Origin of the sequence: Propioniciclava soli (assembly GCF_038502305.1) — a bacterium.
GTDB classification, from domain to species: domain Bacteria; phylum Actinomycetota; class Actinomycetes; order Propionibacteriales; family Propionibacteriaceae; genus Propioniciclava; species Propioniciclava soli.
In genome coordinates this window covers 2494303-2516968 of sequence record NZ_CP115965.1, presented here as the reverse complement: position 1 = coordinate 2516968, position 22666 = coordinate 2494303, and the positions used below count along the sequence as shown (strand labels likewise).

At 72.1% G+C, this 22666-nt stretch carries 19 protein-coding genes and 1 tRNA gene; 4 read left to right on the top strand and 16 right to left on the bottom strand.

All coding sequences use genetic code 11. The features are described from left to right. Positions 1 to 4: 4 nt before the first annotated feature. The 6 genes from PCC79_RS11275 to ligD form a co-directional block, all read right to left on the bottom strand. A complete protein-coding gene (locus PCC79_RS11275) occupies positions 5 to 1870 on the bottom strand; it encodes an ABC transporter ATP-binding protein (protein WP_342371863.1) in 1866 nt (621 codons plus the stop codon). Beyond that, complete coding sequence (locus tag PCC79_RS11270; protein ID WP_342371862.1) at positions 1867 to 3681, bottom strand: ABC transporter ATP-binding protein; 1815 nt, start codon at positions 3679 to 3681, stop codon at positions 1867 to 1869. The genes PCC79_RS11275 and PCC79_RS11270 overlap by 4 nt, the downstream gene beginning before the upstream one ends. 46 nt (positions 3682 to 3727) lie before the next feature. Then, positions 3728 to 3803, bottom strand: a tRNA-Lys gene (locus PCC79_RS11265). Positions 3804 to 3877: 74 nt separating this feature from the next. Further along, complete coding sequence (locus tag PCC79_RS11260) at positions 3878 to 4600, bottom strand: glutamine amidotransferase (protein WP_342371861.1); 723 nt, start codon at positions 4598 to 4600, stop codon at positions 3878 to 3880. Then, positions 4597 to 5895, bottom strand: coding sequence for a MurT ligase domain-containing protein (locus PCC79_RS11255; RefSeq protein WP_425325635.1), 1299 nt, complete (start codon positions 5893 to 5895; stop codon positions 4597 to 4599). Before PCC79_RS11255 ends, PCC79_RS11260 begins: the two co-directional genes overlap by 4 nt. Positions 5896 to 5920: 25 nt before the next feature. Next, complete coding sequence (gene ligD, locus PCC79_RS11250; protein WP_342371860.1) at positions 5921 to 7213, bottom strand: non-homologous end-joining DNA ligase; 1293 nt, start codon at positions 7211 to 7213, stop codon at positions 5921 to 5923. Positions 7214 to 7361: 148 nt separating this feature from the next. On the opposite strand from ligD, the gene PCC79_RS11245 reads away from it, so the two are divergent. Together PCC79_RS11245 and PCC79_RS11240 are read left to right on the top strand one after the other, a co-directional pair. After that, a complete protein-coding gene (locus tag PCC79_RS11245) occupies positions 7362 to 7976 on the top strand; it encodes a hypothetical protein (protein WP_342371859.1) in 615 nt (204 codons plus the stop codon). After that, entirely contained in the window at positions 7969 to 8247 is a 279-nt protein-coding gene (locus PCC79_RS11240; protein ID WP_342371858.1) for a transcriptional regulator, read from the top strand. Before PCC79_RS11245 ends, PCC79_RS11240 begins: the two co-directional genes overlap by 8 nt. 34 nt (positions 8248 to 8281) lie before the next feature. Here the strand turns inward: PCC79_RS11240 and PCC79_RS11235 are convergent, their stop codons facing one another. The 8 genes from PCC79_RS11235 to PCC79_RS11200 form a co-directional block, all read right to left on the bottom strand. Beyond that, positions 8282 to 9184 (bottom strand): DUF3039 domain-containing protein, encoded by a 903-nt coding sequence (locus PCC79_RS11235; protein WP_342371857.1) that lies wholly within the window; start codon positions 9182 to 9184, stop codon positions 8282 to 8284. Positions 9185 to 9334: 150 nt separating this feature from the next. Continuing rightward, entirely contained in the window at positions 9335 to 9730 is a 396-nt protein-coding gene (locus tag PCC79_RS11230; RefSeq protein WP_342371856.1) for a helix-turn-helix domain-containing protein, read from the bottom strand. Positions 9731 to 9775: 45 nt separating this feature from the next. Further along, positions 9776 to 10939, bottom strand: coding sequence for an XdhC family protein (locus PCC79_RS11225; protein ID WP_342371855.1), 1164 nt, complete (start codon positions 10937 to 10939; stop codon positions 9776 to 9778). Further along, a complete protein-coding gene (locus tag PCC79_RS11220; protein ID WP_342371854.1) occupies positions 10932 to 11522 on the bottom strand; it encodes a nucleotidyltransferase family protein in 591 nt (196 codons plus the stop codon). The genes PCC79_RS11225 and PCC79_RS11220 overlap by 8 nt, the downstream gene beginning before the upstream one ends. Next, on the bottom strand, positions 11519 to 13699 hold the full coding sequence (locus PCC79_RS11215; RefSeq protein ID WP_342371853.1) for a xanthine dehydrogenase family protein molybdopterin-binding subunit: 2181 nt from the start codon (positions 13697 to 13699) through the stop codon (positions 11519 to 11521). Before PCC79_RS11215 ends, PCC79_RS11220 begins: the two co-directional genes overlap by 4 nt. After that, positions 13696 to 14700 (bottom strand): xanthine dehydrogenase family protein subunit M, encoded by a 1005-nt coding sequence (locus PCC79_RS11210; protein ID WP_342371852.1) that lies wholly within the window; start codon positions 14698 to 14700, stop codon positions 13696 to 13698. Before PCC79_RS11210 ends, PCC79_RS11215 begins: the two co-directional genes overlap by 4 nt. After that, positions 14697 to 15233, bottom strand: coding sequence for a 2Fe-2S iron-sulfur cluster-binding protein (locus PCC79_RS11205; RefSeq protein ID WP_342371851.1), 537 nt, complete (start codon positions 15231 to 15233; stop codon positions 14697 to 14699). The genes PCC79_RS11210 and PCC79_RS11205 overlap by 4 nt, the downstream gene beginning before the upstream one ends. A gap of 134 nt (positions 15234 to 15367) precedes the next feature. Next, complete coding sequence (locus tag PCC79_RS11200; RefSeq protein ID WP_342371850.1) at positions 15368 to 16219, bottom strand: Fpg/Nei family DNA glycosylase; 852 nt, start codon at positions 16217 to 16219, stop codon at positions 15368 to 15370. A gap of 85 nt (positions 16220 to 16304) precedes the next feature. On the opposite strand from PCC79_RS11200, the gene PCC79_RS11195 reads away from it, so the two are divergent. Then, positions 16305 to 17642, top strand: a complete 1338-nt coding sequence (locus PCC79_RS11195; RefSeq protein WP_342371849.1) for an NAD(P)/FAD-dependent oxidoreductase — start codon at positions 16305 to 16307, stop codon at positions 17640 to 17642. Positions 17643 to 17722: 80 nt separating this feature from the next. Then, on the top strand, positions 17723 to 18844 hold the full coding sequence (locus tag PCC79_RS11190) for a PPK2 family polyphosphate kinase (protein ID WP_232549514.1): 1122 nt from the start codon (positions 17723 to 17725) through the stop codon (positions 18842 to 18844). Here PCC79_RS11190 and PCC79_RS11185 read toward each other — a convergent pair. Together PCC79_RS11185 and PCC79_RS11180 are read right to left on the bottom strand one after the other, a co-directional pair. Beyond that, on the bottom strand, positions 18799 to 21243 hold the full coding sequence (locus tag PCC79_RS11185; protein WP_342371848.1) for a glycoside hydrolase family 3 N-terminal domain-containing protein: 2445 nt from the start codon (positions 21241 to 21243) through the stop codon (positions 18799 to 18801). The genes PCC79_RS11190 and PCC79_RS11185 overlap by 46 nt on opposite strands. A gap of 40 nt (positions 21244 to 21283) precedes the next feature. Then, a complete protein-coding gene (locus PCC79_RS11180; RefSeq protein ID WP_342371847.1) occupies positions 21284 to 22345 on the bottom strand; it encodes a LacI family DNA-binding transcriptional regulator in 1062 nt (353 codons plus the stop codon). Between the last annotated feature and the right edge of the window lie 321 nt (positions 22346 to 22666).

The window sequence follows — 22666 nt, the reverse complement described above, 5'->3', positions numbered from 1 at the left end:
CCCGTCAGCCCAACGACGCGATCCACGAGCGGTGGAGCGCCGCGTATCGCCCGCCGGAGCCCAACAGCCCGGCGGGCGATCCGTCTTCCACCACCCGGCCGTGCTCCAGCACGAGCACCCGGTCGGCGATCTCGACGGTCGACAGGCGGTGCGCGATGATGACGGCCGTCCGGTCGGCCAGCACGGTGCGCAGGGCCCGCTGCACCACCCGTTCGGACGGGATGTCGAGCGAGCTCGTCGCCTCATCGAGGATCAGCACGGCCGGGTCGGCCAGGAACGCCCGCGCGAAGGCCACGAGCTGCCGTTGACCCGCCGAGAGCCGGCCGCCGCGCTTGCCGACGTCGGTGGCATAGCCCTCGGGCAGGGCGGCGATGAAGGCGTCGGCGCCGACGGCGCGGGCGGCGGCGGTCACCTCCTCATCGGAGGCGTCCGGCCGTCCGAAGCGGATGTTGTCGGCCACCGAGCCCGCGAACATCACGTTCTCCTGCGTCACCATGACGACGTGGCGGCGCAGCTCGGCGTCCGCCAGGTCGCGCAGGTCGACCCCGTCGAGGGTGACGCGGCCGGCGTCCGGGTCGTAGAAGCGGCACAGCAGCTTGGCGATGGTGGTTTTGCCCGCCCCCGTGGTGCCCACGAGGGCCACCGTCTGGCCGGCCGGGATCGCGAGGTCGAGTCCCGGCAGCACCGGGGTGCCGTCCACGTAGGAGAACGCGACTCCCGTGAGCGCGAGCGCACCCGACGCGTCGGGCAGTGGGGTGGGCGAGGCCGGCTCGGCCACCGCCGGCTGCTCCTCCAGGACGCCCGACAGCTTTTCCAGCGCCGAGATCGCCGACTGGAAGGTGTTGTAGAACTGGCTGATCTCCTGCATGGGCTCGAAGAACTGCCGCAGGTACAGCAGGAACGCGGTGAGGACGCCGACCGTCATCGAACCCTCGAGGACGAACAGGCCGCCGAGCAGCAGCACCAGACCGGTCGTGACGTTGCCGATGCCGCGGATGCCCGGCATGAAGACCGCCACGAGCCGGAACGAGGTGACGTTGACCGCCCGGTAGCGGTCCGCCAGCCCGGTGAACAGCTCCTGGTTGAGCGGCTCGCGCCGGTTGGCCTGCACCGCCCGGATGCCGGTCATCGACTCCACGAAGTGCACGATGACCTGGGCGGACGCCTCGCGCACCCGCCGGTAGGTGCGGGCCGAGGCCGTGCTGAACCAGCGCACGAGCAGCGCGACGAAGACCACCGACGTCAGGCACGCCAGGCCGAGGCGCCAGTCGAGGACGAGCAGCATCACCGAGACGCCCAGCAGCGTCAGCACCGCCGAGACCAGCCCGTCGAAGCCGCCCCCCACCAGCTCGGCGATCGCGTCCATGTCGGACGTCAACCGCGAGACGGCCCGCCCCGAGGTGTAGCGGTCGTGGAACGCGATGTCGAGGCGCTGGAAGTGGCGGAACACGCGGCGGCGCAACGCGAGCAGGATGTCTTGACCGATGCGGCCGAACAGCCGCAGGAAGAACACGCGGGCCACGGTCTGCACGACCACCGCGACGCCCATGACGGCCAACACCTCCAGCAGGATGCGCGGGCCCCGGTCGGCCATGAGGGGCGGGATGCCCAGGTCGATGCCGCGCTGCACCAGCAGGGGTGCGCTCAGCCGGGCGACGTTCTCAAGCACCAGGGCCACGATGAGCACCGGCAGGAGCCGCAGGTGGGGGCGCAACAGCTCACCGAGGAGCCGGCGGCTGCGGCCGCGGAGCTGGACGCCGGCGGCCTCGGCGGCCTGCTCGTTCTCCTCGGCCGCGACACCGCGCCAGGAGGTGTCGTCGTCCGGCGGCGTCGAGGGGGGTGGGGGCGAGGACGAAGCGGCGGTGCTCATGCCAGCTCCGCCTCGGCGTCGAAGTCGGCGCTCAGCAGCTCGCGGTACTCCGGGACGCCGGCGAGCAGCTCGGCGTGGGTGCCGACGTGCGTGATCGTGCCCGACTCCAGCAGGGCCACCTTGTCGGCCAGCAGCACGGTGGAGGCCCGGTGGGCGACGACGATGCCGGTGACGCCCACCAGGACGCGGCGCAGCGCCTCCTCGACCAGCGCCTCGGTGTGGATGTCGAGGGCGGACAGGGTGTCGTCCAGCACCAGCACCCGCGGCCGGGTGAGGATCGCGCGGGCCAGGGCGAGCCGCTGCCGCTGGCCGCCCGACAGGCTCATGCCCTGCTCGCCGATGCGGGTGTCGAGCCCCCAGGGCAGGTCGTGGACGAACTGCGCCTGGGCGACCTCGAGGGCCTGGTCGATCTCGGCCTCGGTGGCGTCCGGACGCCCCAGCGTCAGGTTCTCCCGGGCCGACATGGAGAACAGCGTCGGATCCTCGAACGCCGTCGCCACCAGGGAGCGCAGGTGGGCGAGCTTCAGGTCGCGGACGTCGACGCCGTCGATCGTGACCGAGCCCGCCGTCACGTCCGCCAGCCGGGCCACCAGGGCGGTCAAGGTCGACTTGCCCGAGCCCGTACCGCCGACCAGAGCGACCGTCTCGCCGGGCGCGACGGTGAGGTTGACGCCGTGCAGGACGTCGTCGTCGGCGTCCGGGAAGCGGAACGCCACGTCGGTGAAGCGCAGCGCGCCGCGGGGGGCGTCCAGGACGCGCGGGCCGTCGACGATCGTCTCGGGGGCGTCCAGGATCTCGCAGACGCGGTCGGCCGCGGTCATTGCGTCCTGGGTCATGCTGAGCAGGAAGCCGAGCGCGGCCACCGGCCAGATCAGCGACAACATGAGCGTGATGAAGGCCACCAGGGTGCCGAGGGTGAGCCGGTCCTGCGCTGCGGCGAGCGCGCCGATGGCCAGCACTGCGATGAGCGTGACGGTGGGGATGACCTCCAGGAAGGTCCAGAACCGGCTCACGTTGCGCACCCGCTCGAGCGCGGTGGCCCGCAGGCGGGTGGCGCGCTCGTCGAACTCGGCGAACATGTGGCGGCCGCGTCCGAAGGCCTTGATGACGCGCAGCCCCTGCACCGATTCCTCCACCGAGGACGCCACGTCGCCCGTCTGGTCCTGGATGCGGCGCGACAGCCGGGTGTAGGCGCGCTCGTTGAGCAGGCACAGGGCGACGACCGGCACGGCCGACACGGCGACCACGACGCCCATCGGCCAGTACATGCCGATCAACAGGATCGTGACGACGGTGATCTGCAACACGTTGAGGATCAGGAACAGCAGCCCGAACCCGAGGAATCGCCGCATCGTCGACAGGTCGTTCATGACCCGGCTGAGCAGCTGGCCCGAATCCCACTGGCCGTGGAAACCCAGCGGCAGGCGTTGCAGCTTGGCGTACAGGTCGAGCCGGATGCCGGTCTCGGCGCCCAACGTGCCGATCGAGACGATCCAGCGGCGGACGAACGTCAACACCGCGTCGACGATGCCCACGGCCAGTGCCAGCGCGCCAAGGGCGTAGAGCCCGGGCCGATCGGAGTTCGCCACCGGCCCGTCGATGATGGCCCGCGCGATGAGTGGCGTCACGATGCCGACCCCCGTGCCCAGCAGGGCGACGACGAACATGATGACGAACCGGGACGCGTAGGGGCGCAGGTAGGTGCGGAACCGCCACAGGGACGCCCACGCCGCGCGTCGGCGTGACGGGGGTGCAACGAGGGGCTGCCGCTGGAGCGCGTCACCGTAGAGATCCCACACCGAGGTGGACATCGCACCTTCCGCAGTGAACGGGTTGGGACCGCTGGCCGATCCCCAGTGGTACACCGCCAGGGACTCGAACCCTGAACCCGCTGATTAAGAGTCAGCTGCTCTGCCAGTTGAGCTAGCGGTGCGCGAGGAAGAACGTTACCCCACCGCCGCGGTGTTCACGAAATCGGGTCGCTCCCGGTTGCCGCGACCGCGGGAGCTAGCGCCGGACGAACGCGATGCGCTCGCGGCGGAGACCTTCGTGGACGGACTGCACCCGGCCCAGCGGTTCGAGCTCCCGGTCGAGGGCCAGGCCGAGCAAGTGGTCGGCGAGGGCGGGGTTGCGCGCCAGCACCGGTCCGTGCGGGTAGGTGCCGATCACGCGGCCCTGGACGGCGCCCTCGGTGCCGTCGCCCGCATTGCCGATGCCGCGCTCGACGCGGGCCAGCGGCGTGGCGTCCGGGCCGAGGTGGGTGTAGCCGCCGTGATTCTCGAAGCCGGACAGCAGGTACTCCGAGCCGTCGGGGCGCGTCCAGCGGGTCAGGATCTCCCCGACGGCCCGGGTGGCTCCGCGCGTCGTGGTGACGTCGAGCAGGCCGAGGCCCTCGCGGACCTCGTCGGTCTCGCCGATGGTGAACGTCTGGCCGCAGATCTGGTAACCCGCGCACACCGCGAACACCACGGCGCCGGCGTCCACCGCGGCGAAGAGCGAGCCGTCCTTCGTCAGCTCGCGGACGGCCGTGGTCTGGGCGTTGTCCTCCCCGCCGCCCATGCAGTAGATCGCGCCGTCGGCCGGCAGCGGATCGCCGGGCTCGACCACCATGACCTCGGCGTCGATGCCGCGCCAGCGCAGCCGCTGGGCCAGGACGAGGCTGTTGCCCTGGTCGCCGTAGATGCCGAGCAGCGACTGGTAGACGAGGACGATCTTCACCGGAGCGGTCATCGGAGGCCTGCCATCTTGAGGAGCTTCTGGAAGGGGGTGTAGGTGGCGATGAGGTCGACCGGCTGGGGGGCGATCGAGGCGATCCGCAGGGCGTCGGTCAGGTCCACCGACACCTCGTGCTCCACCTCGGCGTAGGCCAACCGGACGGCGAGGTCGTAGGCGCGCGGGCCGGTGCAGATCACCTTCTTGCCCCGCAGCTGCTCGAACTCGACGTCCCACAGCCAGCTCACGTCCTTGCCGTCGGCCGCCACCGAGTCGATGGCCAGCACCACCGTCGGTGTCTCGAGCATCGGCAGCGACTCGGCCCAGCCGGCCGGATTCTTGCTCAGCACGAGGCGGACGCCCACGCCGTTGACCGTGGTCACCGCGAACCGGCCGGCGGGGGAGCGGACGGTGCGGAACCCCGTCAGCGCCTTCGACACCGGCACCCCGAGCTCGACGGCCGCCGCCAGCGCCATGGCCGCGTTGCTGACGTTGAACTTGCCGGGCACGTTCAGCGTCAGCTCGCGGACCGTGTGGTCGGGCAGCTCGACCGCGTCGCCGCGCACCACATAGTCGGCCTGCGGCTCGGTGAGGTCGCAGCCCGGGCAGTCCCACCGTCCGGTGGGGGCGTCCGCGCTGGGGTTCTCGCGGGTGAGCAGGTCACCGCAGTTGGGGCACAGGGCCGCGTCGGCGACCCACGTGCTGGCGGTGTCGACCCAGACGACGCGACGCGCCGCACCGGCCGCCCACGTCACGAGGGGGTCGTCGGAGTTCGCGATGACCACCGGGCCGGCGTCCCCGGCTGCCGTCAGGGAGTCACGCCACGCGCGGCCGAGGAACTTGATCTCGTGGTTGCGGTCGAGCTGGTCGCGGCTGAAGTTGAGCAGCACCAACACCTCGGGACGGCCGTGGGCGATCATGTCGGCCACCACGCGCTCGTCGGTCTCGAGGACGGCGGTGTCGGCCTTCGGCGCCTTGGCCAGCGCGGACGCGATGCCGTAGTGCAGGTTGGCCCCGTCGGCGTTGGTGACAAGGCGCGCGGCGTCCGCCCCCAGCCCCTCGCGCACCGCGGCGGCGAGGAGGTGGGTCGAGGTCGTCTTGCCGTTCGTGCCCGTCACCGCGGCGATGCGGCGGCCGCGGAGCAGCAGGCGGAAGGCGTCCGGCTGGACGCGCGTGAGGATCTGGCCCCGGATCGAGGCGCCCGAGCCCCGGCCGAGCCGGCGGGACGCCCACGCGGCGGCGTCCCCGAGAACGGTGCCCGCGGCGAGGCGGACGCGGTCGAACGAGGTCAGGTCACGAGGCACGGGCACCATTGTGCCCTGTCGCGATCGTGCGCCGTCAGCCCGGTTCCGGCAGGCTGCCGATGCTGCGGCCGTCGGCCTCGAGCCGATCCGCCTGCTCCACGAGGGCATCGAGGGAGAAGGCTTCGTCATCGATGCCGGCCATCAGGTCGCCGAGCTCGGCGAACCGGCCCGGCACCGTGGCCAGGGTGAAGTCGCGGGGGTCGAGCGCGTCCAGCTCGTCCCAGCGGAACGGGGTCGACACGGTGCCCCGGGGGTTGCCGCGCAGGGAATACGCGCTGGCGAGGGTGTGGTCGCGGGCGTTCTGGTTGTAGTCGAGGAACACCTGGTCGGGGCGGCGCTCGCGTCGCCACCACGCGGTGGTGACGTCGTCGGGCAGCCGCTCCTCCACTGCCACCGCGAAGGCCCAGGCGGCGCGGCGGACGTCCGCGAAACCCCGGTCGGGCGGGATGCGCACGTACACGTGGATGCCGTTGCCGCCGGAGGTCTTGGGGTAACCGGTGACGCCGAGCTCGTCGAGGGTGGCGCGCACGGCCCCGGCCACGCGCACGACGCGTTCCCAGCCCGCGTCGGGCATCGGGTCGATGTCGATGCGCCACTCGTCGGGGGCGTCCACGTCGGAGCGGCGCACGTTCCACGGGTGGAACTCCACCGTCGACATCTGCCCCGCCCAGGCGATCTCGGCCAGCTCGGTGGGGCACAGCTCGTCGGCGTGCAGGTCGTAGCGGGGGAAGTGCAGGCGAACGGTGGTGACCCACGGCGGGGCCCCCGAGGGCAGCCGCTTCTGGAAGACCTTCTCCCCGGCCAACCCCTTCGGAAAGCGGTGCAGCATGGTGGGCCGGTCCCGCAGCGCGCGCAGGATCCCCGGCCCCACCGCCAGGTAGTACTGCACCACGTCGAGCTTGGTCCAGCCCGTCTCGGGGAAGTACACGCGGTCCGGGCTGGAGATGCGCACGTCGCGGCCGCCCACGTCCAGCACCACCGGGGGCGCCTTCGGTGTGGACGCCGCGCCCGCTGCGGCGGCGCTGCGGCGGCGCGCCTCGCGGGCCGCGTCCTCGCCCGTGCCCGCCGGCCGTGCGGTGCCCATCGCCCGGCGCCACTGCTGTTGGCTGCGCGGCGCGGGCTCGGCGAAGTCGAGCCCTGCCTCGGTCAGGGCGGCGCTGAGCAGGTCGAGGGCCTTCGGCCCGACGCCGTGGAGCCCGGCCAGGTCGACGAAGCGCGCCCGCGTGAGGTCGGACGTTCGTGCGTACCCGACGGCTTCCAGCGCCCGGCGGGCCGGCGCGGACAGACCGGCGGGCCACGGCGTCGTGGCGGGGGAAGGGTCGCTCATGGGCAGCAGTGTGGCACGGGCGGGGTGGTCCGACCGGCCGTGACGCCGACCCTTGACGCCACCGACGGCCCCGCAGGATCATGTTTGTACCGCAAAGTTGGCGGGACATGAGGGCGCGCGAGAGCGGTCAAGGTGAGGGGGGCGTGCCATGACTGAAGCCTTCGACCCGGGCGAGGCGCTCGGGATGATCGAGGATGAGGAGTCCCGTGTGCGGCGAGCCCTGGCGGTGAACCTGCCGGTGCAGTTGCTGGCGTGGGGCGTCGCCTGGCTCGTGGGATTCCTCGCGCTGTGGCTCGACGTCCGCGCTCACTCCAGCTACACCCCGCCCGGCACGCTGAGTTCGCTGGTGTTCTTCGCGTTGTTGCTGGTCGCAGGCGTGGTGACCGCGATCGCGACCACCCGCGCCACCCGGGGTGTCGGCGGCCGGACGGCGCGCACCGGCGCACGGCTGGGCCTCGGCTGGGGTGTGGGTTATGGCGGGTTCGTGCTGGTGGCGGGCGGCGTGGCCGTGTACGGCACGCCGGAGGCTGCCAGCGTGATGATGACCGCCGGGGCGGTGCTCATTGCCGGGTTGATGTATCTGCTCAGCGGGGCGGTGTGGGACGACCCGTTGCTGGTCCGGCTCGGGGTCGGCATCATCGCCGTGGGGGGCGTCGCCAGCTGGACGGGGCCAGTCTGGGCGCCGTTGGTCGCGGGTGTGGCCGGGGGCGGCGGACTGCTCGTGGCCGCCGGTCTGGCCGTCGCGAGGCGCCGGCGTGCCTGACCCGCTCGATCCCGTGATCCACGCCCCGGTGCGGTTACGGATCATGGTGACGCTCGCCGCGCTGGGCCCCGGTGACGATCTCTCCTTCAGCCGCCTGCAGAGTCTGCACCAACTCACCGCTGGCAATCTGATCACCCACCTGCGCAAGCTCGAGGACGCCGGGTACGTCCTGACCCGCAAGCAGGGTCGCGCGACGACCGCCCGACTCACCGAGGAGGGGCGAGTCGCCTTCACCACCTACCGGCGGACGCTGCGCTCGATGCTCGATTGAGAGCTGACCGGTGCTCCGGCAGGGTCCAGCACGCTCACGTCGGCAGCTCATCCATGCGTTGCTCGCACCTGGGGCAGGTTGGTAGCGCCTCGTGATCCCGCTTTGGTACGAAGAAGACACCACACAATGCGCGGACAGCCTCACCGTGAACCGTCTTGCCGGCGAGATGGTGGCGATGGGTGAAGTGGGCATGGCCGCCGGGCTGGGAGACAGCAAGCTCGTGGTCGTTGACCATCACGGCCAGTTCGGCTGCCCGCGCCGCGAAGTAGCCGGGCTCCTCGATCACGGAGTACGTGTCCCGATACCGATCCCACCCCTGCTCGGGCGGAGAGAACGTGATCAAGGAGCGGATCGTCAACTGCCACACCAAGGCGCTCCCGGCCTGAGCCGACGCCGGCATCACCGTCACCTCCATCTCGTCCGCCTCGTAGGAGTCGTCACGGACCGGTGTGACGGTGATGTCGAGGACGGCCAACGCACCACGGCCGCTGTGGGGGTGCCCAATTTCAACCCGAGTCGTGCCCCCACCGCTGACAGAACGCAGCGCATCGAACAGCTGCCTCTGTATGAGTAGTTCCCACTCCGTCATCAGGCGGGCGGCAGTCTCGCGCTTGAGCAGTCGCTGGTCCAGGTCGGTCGGGAGCCATCGCGTCGGATCGCCCGTGGCGTGCTCGCGTTGGACGCGCTGGTAGAAGTCGTCCCGATCTTCGTGATCGCCTTTCGCCAGGCCGGCGACGACGAGCCAAGCCACACCCGACTGTGGGTCCAGGTGGATGCCGCCTCGCCACTGGCCCGTCTTCACCTCCCACAGCGGGAACTGTGTGCTGACGGCAATCGGGCCCACGACGTTGTCCGTGGTGGCGTCCGGGCCGACCGATTGCGCAGACTTGGCGATGAGTGGGTGGGGCAGCTCACTCAGGGGCTGAAGCTCATCCAACCGCTCTTCGTCCAGCAGACGGCGCGGGTGAGGTGATGTCCAACCGTCCTGCAGATCCTCACGGAGCAGTCGTAGGGTGGGTCGGGCGCGTCGACTGTGCACGGCATGATGATGCAGGTCGGGTCTGACATTGCCAAGAGAGGTCCTCGATCACAGGAGGTCGGCGACCTCATCGACGGCGTCTTGGCGAGTCTGGCGTTGCCGCGCGAAGCGCTCGGCGAGTTCGCGGCGATCCTGCTGTCGCTGCTGCTCGAAGGCGAGCACATCACCGAGCCGAATGCGGCGGTCACGCCCTACGCGATGCGACACGATCTCCCCCCGATCCAGCAGTTTGTAGAGGTGGGTTCGACTCATCCCCAGGTGTTGAGCAACTTGAGCGGGGGACATGTCGGTCCCGTCATCGACGAGAAGCGAAGCGCCGGCGTTGATGAAGGGGCTCAAGGAGAGCAGCACATCGCGCAGCTCTGGCCCTGCCTCGTCCTGGGCGAAACGGGTGAGCTGGTGGAGTTGGGCGGTAGGGATGCTCGACGTATCGATGGTTCGCATGGGGAGCCTTAGATGTCATACATGACGTAGATGTCACAGGTGACTCTAGTGCGTGGGGGGTTCGTTGACAACCGACGCTGGTCCGGCATGGTGGATCCGGCCCGCCCGCGAGGACAGTCGCTCCCCGGAGCCGCCCCAGCGCACCGCCACGATCTCGGCGGCGATCGCAATGGCCGTCTCCTCAGGCGTCCGACCGCCCAGGTCGAGGCCGATCGGGCTCGCGAGCCGCGCCAGCTCCTCCTCCGGCACCCCGGCCTGGCGCAGCCGCGCCGTCCGGTTCTCGTGGGTGCGGCGGCTGCCCATGGCGCCGAGGTAGGCCAGCGAGGGAAGGCGCAGGGCGACCTCCAGCAGCGGCACGTCGAACTTCGGGTCGTGGGTGAGCACGGTGATGACGGTGCGTTCGTCGAGGCGGCCGGCGTCCCGTTCGTGAGCGAGATAGCGGTGCGGCCAGTCCACCACCACCGCGTCCGCCTCGGGGAATCGCGCCCGTGTCGCGAAGACCGGCCGCGCGTCGCACACGGTGACGTGGTAGCCGAGGAAGGTGCCCATGCGCGCCACCGCGGCCGCGAAGTCGATCGCGCCGAACACGATCATCCGCGGCCGCGGCGCGAACGACTCGACGAAGACCCGCAGGCCCTCGCCGCGGCGCTCGCCGTCCGGCCCGTAGGTCAGCGTCCCGTTTTGGCCGAGCGCCAGCAATCCCCGCGCGTCGTCCGCCACCGCCGCGTCCGCCCGCTCGGACGCCAGCGACCCGCCCACGGCGTCCGCGGCGTCCGCAGTGACCACCCGCCGGCGACCCAGCCAGCCGGGGTCGGGGTGCTCGATCACGGTCGCGACCGCGACCGGCTCGCCGGCCTCCACCCAACGCGCCACCTCGCCCAGCTCGGGAAATGTCTCCCGTGAGACCGGCGCCACGAACACGTCGAGGACGCCCCCGCACGTCAACCCGACGGCGAACGCGTCGTCGTCGGAGACGCCGTAGCGCTGCAGGGCCGGCGTCCCCGAGGTCACGACGGAGCCGGCCAGCTCGTAGACCGCGCCCTCGACGCAGCCGCCCGACACCGAGCCGACCACCGTCGCGTCCGGCCCGACCAGCATGGCCGCACCGGCCGGACGCGGCGAGGAGTGGAACGTCGCGACCACCGTAGCGAGCGCGACCGTCGCGCCGGCGTCCCACCACGCCAGCAGCTCGGGCATCACGTCACGCACGGACGCCCCCCGGTTGCAGCCCCGCCCCGGTGTTGACGTCCACGTCGGCACCGCTCGCCAGGTCGCCACACTCGACGCCCCGCACCCGGTCGATGTGCGCGGCCAGGTAGGAGCCGGCGCCCCGGTCGCCGACCGCGGTGGCCAGCACGCCGTCCCAGTGCGCGCGGCCCAGCAGGACGGGGTGACCCGGCACGCCGCCGTAGGTGGCCCGCGCCAGGGCCGACGCGCCGGAGGCGGCAGCCAGCACCCGCTGGGTCACCCGGGCGTCCACGTCGGGCAGGTCGACGAGCGAGACGAGCACGGCGTCGTGGTCGGACGCGGCCACCGCATCGAGCCCGGCGCGCAGCGACGCCCCCAGGCCGTCGGCCCACCGAGCCGCGAGCACAGCCCGCACCGACGGCGGCACCAGACCCGCGGCCTGCGACGCCCCGGCCCCGAGAACCACCGTGATCCCCGCGCAGGGGCGCAGCGCCGCCAGGGCGCGCAGCAGCCAGGCCGAGCCGTCGGCGTCCCGGGCCAGCGCCTTCGGCCCGCCGAACCGCGTGCCCGCCCCCGCCGCCAGCAGCAGACCGTGCGTGCTCACGCCTCGGCCAGCGCCGAGGGCGTGAAGGGCAGACTGCGCAGTCGCTTCCCGGTGGCGTTGAACACGGCGTTGCCGAGGGCGGCCGGCGTCCCGACCATGCCGATCTCGCCGATGCCCTTGGATCCCTTGGCTCCGAACCACGGGTCGTGCTCGGGCAGGAACTCGACGTCGATGGGCGGCACGTCGGCGTGCGCGGCGATGTGGTAGCTCGCCAGGTCGCCGTTCGCGATGTGCCCGAACCGGGGGTCGCGGTAGGACTCCTCCAGTAGGGCGCCCGAGAGCGCCATGATCATGCCGCCCATCACCTGGCTGCGGGCCGTCCTCGGGTTGATGATCGTGCCCGCCGCGTACACCCCGAGCAGCCGTCGCACCCGCACCTCGTCGGTGACCGAGCTCACCGCGACCTCCGCGAAGTGGGCGCCGAACGCGTTGCGGGAGTACTTGTTCGAGCCCTTGGGCGGGCCACTGCGGCCCGTCGCCGAGGCGCCCTCGGCCGGGTGCAGGCCGTGCTTGCGGCGGAACGCCTCGCAGGCCGCCACGACCGAGTTGCCCCATTCGTAGGTGCCCGAGCTGCCGCCGGCCACCATCGCCATCGGCGTGCCCGTGCGTCCGATGTCGGTGACCACCAGATCCGGGTCCACGCCCAGCGCGTCCGCCGCGATCTGCGCCAACACCGTGTGGGCGCCGGTGCCGATGTCGGAGGCCTGGAGCTGCACGACGTACCGGCCTCCGGTGAACAGGATCTTCGCGGCGAACGTGACCATGTGCATGTTCGGGAAGACCGCCGACGCCATGCCGAGCCCGACCTGCCACTCGCCGTCGCGCCGCTGGCCCGGGGCCTGACGCTCGTCCCAGCCGAAGCGCTCCGCACCCCGCTGCAGGCAGGCGACGAGGGCCCGCGTGCTCCACGGTTTGCCGTTCTCGGGGTCGACGTCCGGCTCGTTGCGCACGCGCAGGTCCACCGGGTCGATCCCCGCGGTGTGCGCGAGTTCGTCGAGCGCCGTCTCGAGGGCGAACATGCCGGTGAAGTCCCCCGGCGCGCGCATCCAGGTCGAGGGCGGCACGTCGAGCTCGAGGACGCGGTGCTCGGTGTGCCGGTTCGGCGTGGCGTACATCATGCGCGTCGACATGCAGGAGTGGTCGACGCTGTTCTTGACCCGGGACGCCGCCTGCGTCGACACGTGCTCGACCGTCGTGAGTCGGCCCTCGGCGTCCGCCGCCAGGCGCACGTGCTGGCTGCTCGCCGCCCGGTGCCCGACGACGCTGAACATCTGCTGCCGGGTGAGGGCCAGCTTGACCGGCCGCGGCGACACGATCTTGGCCGCGAGGCTGGCCAGCACCAGGTGGGGGTGCGGGAACGCCTTGCCGCCGAACGCGCCGCCCACGTAGGGCGAGCTGACGTCGAGCTGGTGCGGCAGCAGCCCGAGCAGGGGGGCGAGCAGCAGGCGGTGCGGGAACGGGCCCTGGTTGCTGTCCTGCAGCGTGAGCCGCGTGGCCCGCACGTCGAGCGGCGAGACCTCGTGCCAGGTCGCGATGACCGCGTGCGGCTCCATCTGGGCGTGGTAGTGCGCCGTGTGCTCGTACGTCGCGTCGACGCGGTGGACGCCCTCGCCCCAGCCCTGCTCCGGGTCACCCTTGGTCTCGCTCCCGGGCCGCATGAGCACGACCTTGGCGGTGGTCACGTCCGGGTCGTCCGGGTCGAGCTCGACCTTCGAGGGTGCCTCGTCGTAGGTGAACACCAGGAGTTCGGCGGCCTCGCGGGCCGCCTCGGGGGTGTCGGCGATGACCCCGCCGACGATCTGGCCGCGGTGGTGCACCTCGGGGCCCTGCAGGATCCACAGGCCGGCGTCGGCCTTGACGCGCAGCCGGGGTGCGTCGGCGTGGGTCAGCACCCGGATGACCCCCGGCACCGCGGCGGCGCGGGAGGCGTCCACGCCGATGAGCGTGCCGCGCGCGATCGTGGAGAGCACCGGCCAGACGTGACACGGATTCGTGGTCGGGTGCTCGTAGGCGTAGGGGGCCGTACCGGTGACCTTGAGGGGCGCATCCACCCGGCGCCGGTCGGTGCCCACGCTGGGTTCGCGCGGACCGGCCGACCGCTGCGGATCCGGTGCGGCGTGGAGGGGCAGCACGGGCGATTCGGACGATCGGCCCTGGGCGTCGCGCGTCGCGGTCATGGCCGGTCTCCCTCGGTCTGGGTGAGTTCGGTGAGGACGGCGACGGTCGTGCGCCGCAACTGGCCCACCTTGAAGGCGTTGTCCTTGCCCGGACGCGCCGCCTCGAGTTCGGCATCGATGGCCGCCTCGAACGCCGCAGGGGTGGCCGGTTGGCCGCGCAGCGCGTCCTCGGCCGCCCGGGCGCGGTGGGGTTTGTGGGAGACGCCGCCGAGCGCGAGCCGCACATCGGTGACGACGCCGTCGGCGACGTCCACCGCCGCCGCCACCGACACCAGCGCGAAGGCGTACGAGGCGCGGTCGCGCACCTTGCGGTAGCGCGAGCGCGACGCCCACGGCAGGGCCAAGATCTCCACGGCCGTGATGATCTCGGACGCCTCCAGCGTCGTGTCGCGCTCGGGGGCGTCCCCCGGGAGCCGGTGGAACTGGTCGAACGGGATGGCCCGCTCACCGCCGGGGCCGGTGACGTGGACGATCGCGTCCAGCGCGGCGAGCGGAACGCACAGGTCGGAGGGGTGGACCGCCACGCAGTGCTCGGACGCGCCGATCAGGGCGTTGTACGTGCCGTAGCCGTCGAGGGCGGAGCAGCCGGACCCGGGCTCGCGCTTGTTGCACGGCGTCGAGCGGTCCTGGAAGTAGACGCAGCGGGTGCGCTGCAGCAGGTTGCCCCCGGTGGAGGCCATCGACCGCAGCTGCCCGGACGCCCCCGCGAGCAAGGCTTCGCTGACGAACGGGAAGCGGCGGCGCAGCGCGGGGTCGGCCGTCAGGTCGGCGTTGCGGACGTTCGCGCCGATGCGCAGGCCACCATCAGCGGTCTCCTCGACGCCGCCGAAGTCCAGGCGGCTGAGGTCGATCAGGGTGTCGGGGCGCGCGATGCCGAGACGGAGGTGGTCCACCAGGTTGGTACCGCCGGCCAGGTACGCGGTCTGGGTGTCGTCGCCGTCGCCGGCCAGCTCGAGGGCCTCGGCGATCGAACCCGGCCGGGCGTACGCGAAGGCCTTCATGCCAGGCCCCGTTCCCCGGCGACGTCGAGGATCGCGTCCACGATGTTGGGGTAGGCGCCGCACCGGCACAGGTTGCCGCTCATGCGCTCCCGCACCTCCTCGGGGCTCAGCCGCACTGGGTCGAGCGCGGCGACGTCGGCGGTGACGTGCGAGGGCATGCCCGCCTCGGCCTCGGCCAACATCGCCTCCGCGGAGCAGACCTGCCCGGGGGTGCAGTAGCCGCACTGGAGCGCGTCGCGGTCGACGAAGGCCTCCTGCAGCGCGCCGAGCGCGCCGACACTCCCCAGCCCCTCGGCCGTGGTGACCTCGGCGCCGTCGTAGGAGACCGCCAGCGCCAGGCAGCTGACGATGCGGCGTCCGTCGGCGATCACCGTGCAGGCCCCGCACTGCCCGTGGTCGCAGCCCTTCTTCACCGACGTGACACCCAGCCGGTCGCGCAGCGCATCGAGCACCGACACGCGGGGGTCGAGCACCAGGTCGTGGCGTTCGCCGTTCACCGTCAGCGTGGTCGGATGGGAGTGCTGGTCGGGCATGGGCGGCCTTCCGTCGGAGGGGTCCGCCCGCGCCGGGGGGAGCGACGACCGGTCCCGGTGGGGCCCGGTGCCCCACGGGCCCATCTTGCACCGCGGACGGGCCGGAGTCCACGCTGGCTTGGGGCGTCGTCGCGTCAGGCCGGCTGTTGCTGGCAGCCCGGGCACCAGTACATGGTCTGCAGGCCGAGGCGTTCGGACGCCACCGGCGTGCCGCACCGCGGGCAAGGTTCGCCGCGGCGCAGGTAGACCGCGTAGCGCTTCGGCCAGCGCGGCACGGCCTCACCCCGGGCGAGCAGGGCCCGGGCGTCCGCGAGCTGGGTGGGGTGGGCGACGATCCAGCCGGCGCCCAGCCCGATCGTCATGAGATCGAAGGCGTCGTCCCACAGCGCGCGCAGCGTGTCGGGGTCGAGGGCGTTGCCGGGGGTGTGCGGGTCGAGGCCCGCCCGCCACAGCAGTTCGGCGCGGTAGACATTGCCGATCCCGGAGACGACTGACTGGTCGACCAGCAGGGCACCGATGGCACGCCGCGACGCGTGGAGTCGGGCGATGGCCTCGGCCGGGTCCGCGTCGTCGCGCAGCGGGTCGGGGCCCAGGCGCGCGTGGAGGGCGGCCCGACCGTCGGCGTCCAGCAGCTCGCAGACGGTGGGGCGGGTCACCTCGAGCAGGTGCGTGGCCGTGAGGTGACGCCAGGCGAGCCCGGCCGGGTCGGGCGGGTCGGTGCGGGGGAGGTCGTCCGGGCCGAGTGCACGCCGGTGCTGCCGGACCGACACCGCCCCGTGCATGCCCAGGTGCAGGTGCGGGCTGAGATCGGTGCCGTGGAGGTGGATCAGCAGGTGCTTGCCGTGGGCCTCGGCGCCCGCGACGGCCCGGCCGTCGAGCGCGCGCGGATCGAACTGCTCGGTGACCGGGCCCTGCGAGCGTCCGGGCTGGTCCACCAAGCGCCGCACCCGCGCGGCCATCCCGTGGACGGCGTGCCCCTCAGCCATGTGACCATCCTGGACCACCTGACGCCCGGGTTTGACCGGCCCGCGCCCGGTGGCGACGATGAGGGTCCCGAGAGAAGGAGGTGTCATGTCGGTGGATGACGCTGTGACCGAGCCGGTCGTCGTGATCGGTGCCGGGCCCGTGGGCCTGGCCGCGGCCCTGTTGCTGGCGAGTGAGAACCGCCCGGTCGCCGTGTACGAGTCCCACGCGACCCTCGCGCTGTCGGACGCCAACAGCTACCCGATCGGTGTGAACCTGCGAGGCCAGGAGGCCCTGCGGCGCATCGACCCCGCGCTGCTCGAACGGTTGCGTGCCGACGCCCAGGTGGTCGCCGCGTTTCGGATCCACGCGGGACGCCGCCAGGTGGCCGAGCTGCCCAGCGGCACGCTGCTCGCCACCACCCGTGCGCACCTCACCGCCCTGCTGTTGGAGGCCGCCGAGACCAACCCCCACATCACCCTCACCACCGGGCGCAGGCTCACGCGCGTCGACGTGGCGGGCAAGCGGCTGCTGTTCGAGGACGCCGACGGTGCGACGCATGAGGTGGACGCGTCCGGGGCCCGGGTCGTCGCGGCCGACGGCGTGTGGTCGGCGACGCGGACGTCCCTCGCCGAACAGTTGCCCGCTTTCACCCCCGACGTGGACCCGTGGGGCGTCCAGTTCCGGGTGCTGTTCTCCCGTCCGGACGCCGCCGCTCCCGGCATGGACCCGGCCTGCCACTACATCTTCAGCGACAAGGGCATCTACACCTCGACGCTGAAGAACGGGGTGTGGTGCCTGGCCCTGTCGCTGCGCGAGGGTGACGACGAGGCCGCCTTCCTGGGTGCGTCGGAGGCGACGCCGGAGAACGTGGCCGCGCTCGAGCGCTACGTCACCGCCCACGCGGCGAAGGCCGCACCGCTGTTCACCGACGCCGATCACGCCGCGTTCTTCGGCCGCGGCTCCTTCACGGGGGCCGTCGTGCGCTGCCCCGTCGTGCACGTCGACGAGTGGCTCGTGCTCCTCGGGGACGCCGCCCACGGCGTCATCCCGCCCACCGGTGAGGGCGTCAACTCGGGGCTGGAGGACTGCTGCCTGCTGGCCGAGCAGATGGCGTCCGGCTCGGCCACGCCGTTCACCGACTACAGCACCCAGCGCATGCCGGATCTGGCCGCGCTGGGGGAGTACGCCCACCACCTCATGGAGAACGTCCGCGACCCTGACCCAGCCCGCCGCTTCGCCGGGGTCGCCTTCCGGATCGCCGGGGCGCTCGGCAAGCTGGTGGGCTCGGACGTCCTGCAGGTGGAGGGCAAGATGTTCGGGCCGCAGGCCGGGCGGACGCCCTACCGCGAGATCCTCGGCCCGTGGCTCCGGCGCCGCGATGCGCTCTTCCCAGTCCTGGTCCGGGTGGGCCGGGTGCTGACGCGCCGGCGACGCGTCGCGTAGGCAGGGACGCGCTCGGGGGAATGGCGGAGGGCTCGCCTAGCATGGGTGGTCACATCCGCATCCCGATTCGAGGAGGAAGCATGGGCAAGGACGAACTGAACACCCCAAACCCGTGGCAGGCCGACCCCCGTGACCTGCTGCGTGCGGGCCCGGATTTCGACTTGGCCCGCTTCGACCGGGGCGGCAAGCCGGGCTTCGACGGTGGCAAGGCCGAGGGCAAGGCCTTCATGGCGGACCGGGCTGGGCTGCTGTCCGAGCTGCAGGAGCGGCTCTACGCCGAGGGGCGCGCCGGCGGAACCCGCTCGGTGCTGTGCGTGGTGCAGGGCCTCGACACCGCGGGCAAGGGCGGCGTGGCCCGCCACGTGATGTCGCTGGTCGACCCCCAGGGGGTGGCGCTGCGCTCGTTCGGCCCGCCGACCGAGGAGGAGCGCAAGCACCACTACCTGTGGCGAATCAAGAAGGCACTGCCGCCGGCGGGCAGGATCGGCGTGTTCGACCGCAGCCACTACGAGGACGTGTTGGTCGTGCGCGTCGACGACCTGGTGCCGCAGAAGGAGTGGGAGCCCCGCTACGACGAGATCAACGCCTTCGAGGCCGACCTGGTCGAGTCCGGCACCATCGTGTTGAAGTTCGCGCTCATGGTGAGCCATGACGAGCAGGGCGTCCGGCTCATGGAGCGCCTCGACCGGCCCGACAAGCGCTGGAAGTTCAGCGAGAACGACCTGACCACACGCGCGAAGTGGGACGACTACCAGGCCGCCTACGCCGACGTGTTTGCCCGGACCTCGACCGAGCACGCACCGTGGTACGTCATCCCCGCCAACCGGAAGTGGTATTCGCGGACGGCCATCGTGTCGATCCTCACCCAGACGCTCATCGAGATGGACCTGGGCTGGCCGGAGCCGGAGTGGGACGTCTTCGACCTGCGCGCGCGGCTCGCCGAACAGATGAGCGTCGACGCTTTGGAGACCTCGCTGGCGGAGACGGAGGACAACGTCCGCACCGCCATCGCCGAGAACGCGGCCACCGACAAGCTCGCCGCGCGTACCGCCAAGAACGACGGCAGCGACACGGCGCTGGCCGAGCAGGCCGCGGTGAAGGCCCAGGTGGATGCCGACAAGGCCTCCTACCTCGCCGAGCTCGCTCGCACGCGGGATCAGAAGGCCGAGCTGCTTGAGGCGGCGCGCTCGCGCACCGCCTGAGCCTCGCTCGTTTCGGCGAAGAAGCCGCGGTCGCGTCCCTCGACGTTGGCGTTCGACGCGATCCGTATCTCGCCGCGCAGGCGGATGTCTTCCGAGGACGCCCCGACGAGCAGGTCGATCTCCCCGGTTTCGACCACCCAGCGCAGGTCGGCGTCCAGGAACGCCAGCTGGGTGACGGGGAACCGGAAGGTGACGTCGGTGCTCGCGCCGGGTTCCAGGGTCACCCGGCGGAAGCCGACCAGCTCCAGCACGGGACGGGCCAGGGACGCGAACCGGTCGGTTGCGTACAGCTGGACGACTTCGGTTCCCGCCCGCTCGCCGGTGTTGGTGAGCCGAACGGTGACGGACACGGCGCCGTCGGGGGCGACCTCGGCGGCCTCGACGCGCAGGTCGGCGTACGCGAAGGTGGTGTAGGTGAGCCCGTGTCCGAAGGGGTAGCGCGGGGTGTGGGGGCAGTCGACGTAGTCGGCGAACCCGATGCTGCCGCCCTGGTGCCACGCCGATCCGCGTGGATGCCGGTACACGACGGGCACTTGGCCCGCGTTCCGTGCGACGCTGACCGGCAGGCGGCCGCTGGGGTCGACTTCGCCGAGCAGGAGGTCGACGATGGCGCGGGCGCCGTGCTCGGCGGGGTTCCAGGCCTCGATGATGGCGTTGAGGTGCCGGTCGGCGGCGTCGCTCGAGATGGGCCGGCCGTCGATGTGGACGCCGACGAGGGGCTTGCCGAGGGCGGCGAGCTTCTCGATGAGGGCGTCCTGGCAGGGCGGCAGGTTGATGTCGGTGGCGTCCACGCCCTCGCCCATCGCGGCGATGGACGACGTGCCGTGCTTGCCGCCGAGGGTGAGGATGACGAGGTCGGCCGACTCGGCGAGCGCGAGGGCCTCGGCATGCCCGGAGTCGTCGGGGCCGGCGATCGGGTAGCCGTACGCCCAGGCGACCTCGGCGTTCGGTAGGCGCGCCTCGAGTTCGTTGCGCAGCGTCCGGATGCCGGGGTACATGCGGTGGACGAGGTCCTCGAAGACGGGGTCGTCGTCGGGTTGGATCTGGGTGCCGGGGATGGTCCGCTGGAGCTGCTTGGTCTCCCCGACGGTGCCCGCCATGCTCGCGTTGGCGGCGAACATGCCCTCGGCCATCGACAGGTGGGTGTAGCCGCCGAAGAAGAATCGCGACGAGGCCGCGTGGCAGCCGATGACCGCGACCTTGCGGGCTCCGGACGGCGTGAGCGGGAGGACGCCGTCGTTGCGGAGCAGCACCAGCGACTGTCGTGCCGATTGCAGCGCGATCGCCGAGGCGTCCGCGTCGTCGAAGCGCTCGGGCACGTCGGCCTCGGGGGCGAAGGGGTCCTCGAACAGGCCCATCCGGAACTTGGCCTCCAGGACGCGGAGCACGGCGCGGTCGAGCAGGGCCGCGTCCGCGCGTCCGGTGGCGAACCAGCCCTTGAGTTCGTCGGCGTAGGCCTCGGGGACGTGGAACTCGACGTCCGTGCCGGCGCGCAGGGCCAGGACGCCGCCCGCGGCCGGGGACTCGCCCACGCGATGCAGCCCGTGGATCTGCCCGACCGCGCCGTAGTCGGAGACGACGAGCCCGGTGAACCCCATGTCGTGGCGCAGCAGCCCGTTGAGCAGGCGCTCCGACGCGGACATGGGCGTGCCGTCGACCAGGTTGTAGGACGGCATGACCCCGCGCAGTCCGCCGAGGGTGATGGCGGCCTGGAAGGGGGTGGCGTAGGTCTCGATGAGGTTCCTGGTGGGCGTCTCCACATGCGCCCCGTGGATGCCGCCGGTCACCTGGTGGGAGCCCACGAAGTGCTTTGCCACCGCGTACGTGGCCCGGCCCGACCCGTCGTCGTCCTGGACGCCGCGCGTGTACGCCGCCCCGAGCGCGGACGCCAGAGCCGGATCCTCCCCGTACGACTCGCCGTGCCGGCCGAACCGCGGGTCGTACGCCACGTCAAGCACGGGGGCGAGCGTCATCGTGATGCCGAGCGTCCGCTCCTGGCGGCCGACCACGCGGCCGATCTGCTCCTCCAGGTCCGGGTCGAAGCCGGCGCCCCGGCCGATGGGGACGGGGAAGCTGGTCGCGCCCGGGAGGTACGCCCCGCAGGCGCCCTCCATGTGGAAGATGGCGGGGATGCGGTGCTCGCCGGCGTCCATGATCGTGGTCTGCAGCCGGCGTTGGGCGGCCGCAACGTCGGGCAGGCGCTCGACCAGCCGCGCCTCCAGCGCCGACACGTGGCCGATGCCACCGGGGCGGACCCGCTCGACCATCGCGGGGTCGGCGATGTCGGGCGGGAACAGGCACGAGACCTGCGCCATCTTCTCGTCCAGGCTCAAGAGGGGGAGCAGCGCCGCCGCGCGCTCCTCGGGTGGGAGGGCGGCGTCCAGGTAGGTCTCGCTCATGAGGATTCCTTCGCTAGCTGAGGTGTGACGGTGGCGTCGGTCAGCGGGACGCCGGGGCGGGCCCACTGGTGCCGCGGACCACGAGTTGGGGGGCGACCACGTACTGCACGGACTGCTCGCGGCCCTCGATACGTTCCAGGAGCAAGCGCAGTGCGGCGTCGCCGGTCACGGCGCCGGACGCGTCGACGGTCGTGAGGGAAACCCGGGGGATCGAGGCGGCGAAGATGTTGTCATAACCGACGATGGTGAGATCGTCGGGGACGTGGACCCCGCGTTCGTCGGCGGCCCGAAGCGCGCCGAGGGCTGCGATGTCGGCGCCCGCGAAGATGGCCGTGGGCGGCTGGGGCCGATCGAGGGCCGCGAGGGTCGCCGCGTAGCCTGCGTCCTCGGAGTACCAGGAGTCCATGACGTCCGGCTCGAGGCCGTGCGCGCGGACCGCCCGCTCGAAGCCATCGCGGCGGGCCGTGTGGGAGAGGCGGAAGCCCTCCTCCCAGTCCAGGCTCGGCATGCTCGTGAGCGTGATGCGGCGATGCCCCAGCTCGACGAGGTGGTTGACCACGAGCCGCGCGCCCAGCTCCTCGTCGTCCACGACCATGTCGAAGTCGGTGGTCGTCCCGTGCAGCGCCACCGTCACGACGGGGACCGTCGCGGCGATCTCCGCGACCTCGGCCGGGTCGATCCAGGGCGCGACCAGGACCAGCCCGTCGACCTGGCGGTCCACGAGCGCGTCGATGCGGCTGCGGTATTGAGTTGCGGATGTGCCGCCCGAGGTGATCGACTCCTGGTACGGGGTGGACTCCAGCCCCACGGCGATGCGGTGGGCGACGTCGATCTGGAACGGGCTGCCCACGTCCGTCACCACGACGCCGATGGAGTACGACCGGCCACGCATCGCCCGCGCCCCGGCGTGGGGACGGTAGCCGAGGTCGTCGATGGCGGCGCGCACCCGGGACCGCATGGCGGGCGACACGCCGTAGGCGTTCCGCACCACCTTCGACACCGCAGAGGGGGAGACGCCGGCCCTGGTCGCGACGTCGAGGATCGTGACCCGCCGGCCGTTGGGTTCGGCGGTGGGCGTCAGGCGTTGACGCTGCGTGGTCATGCCACGGACTCTACGCAGATGGAAAACGTTCTACAAAGTTCTCGCGGCGCTAAGCAGAGGGTGCGGGCCGACCGTGTGGCGACAATGAAGAACGTTGCACGAGTGTCTTGTGGGCAGCCAGCGCGAGCCACTGGGCCTGGGTCCGGCGACGTGCGTGGACCTTGACCGTGACGTCCCAGCCTCGTGGAGCCGGACCACGTCCATCATCGGCCAACGCCGGCCAGCGCCGCTCGCCCACCGCCTCCGGCTCGTCCGCGTCAACGACGTGAGACAGCCAGAGCGGCTTTCACTGGGGTGCCTGAGTAGCACGTTCGGCAACTC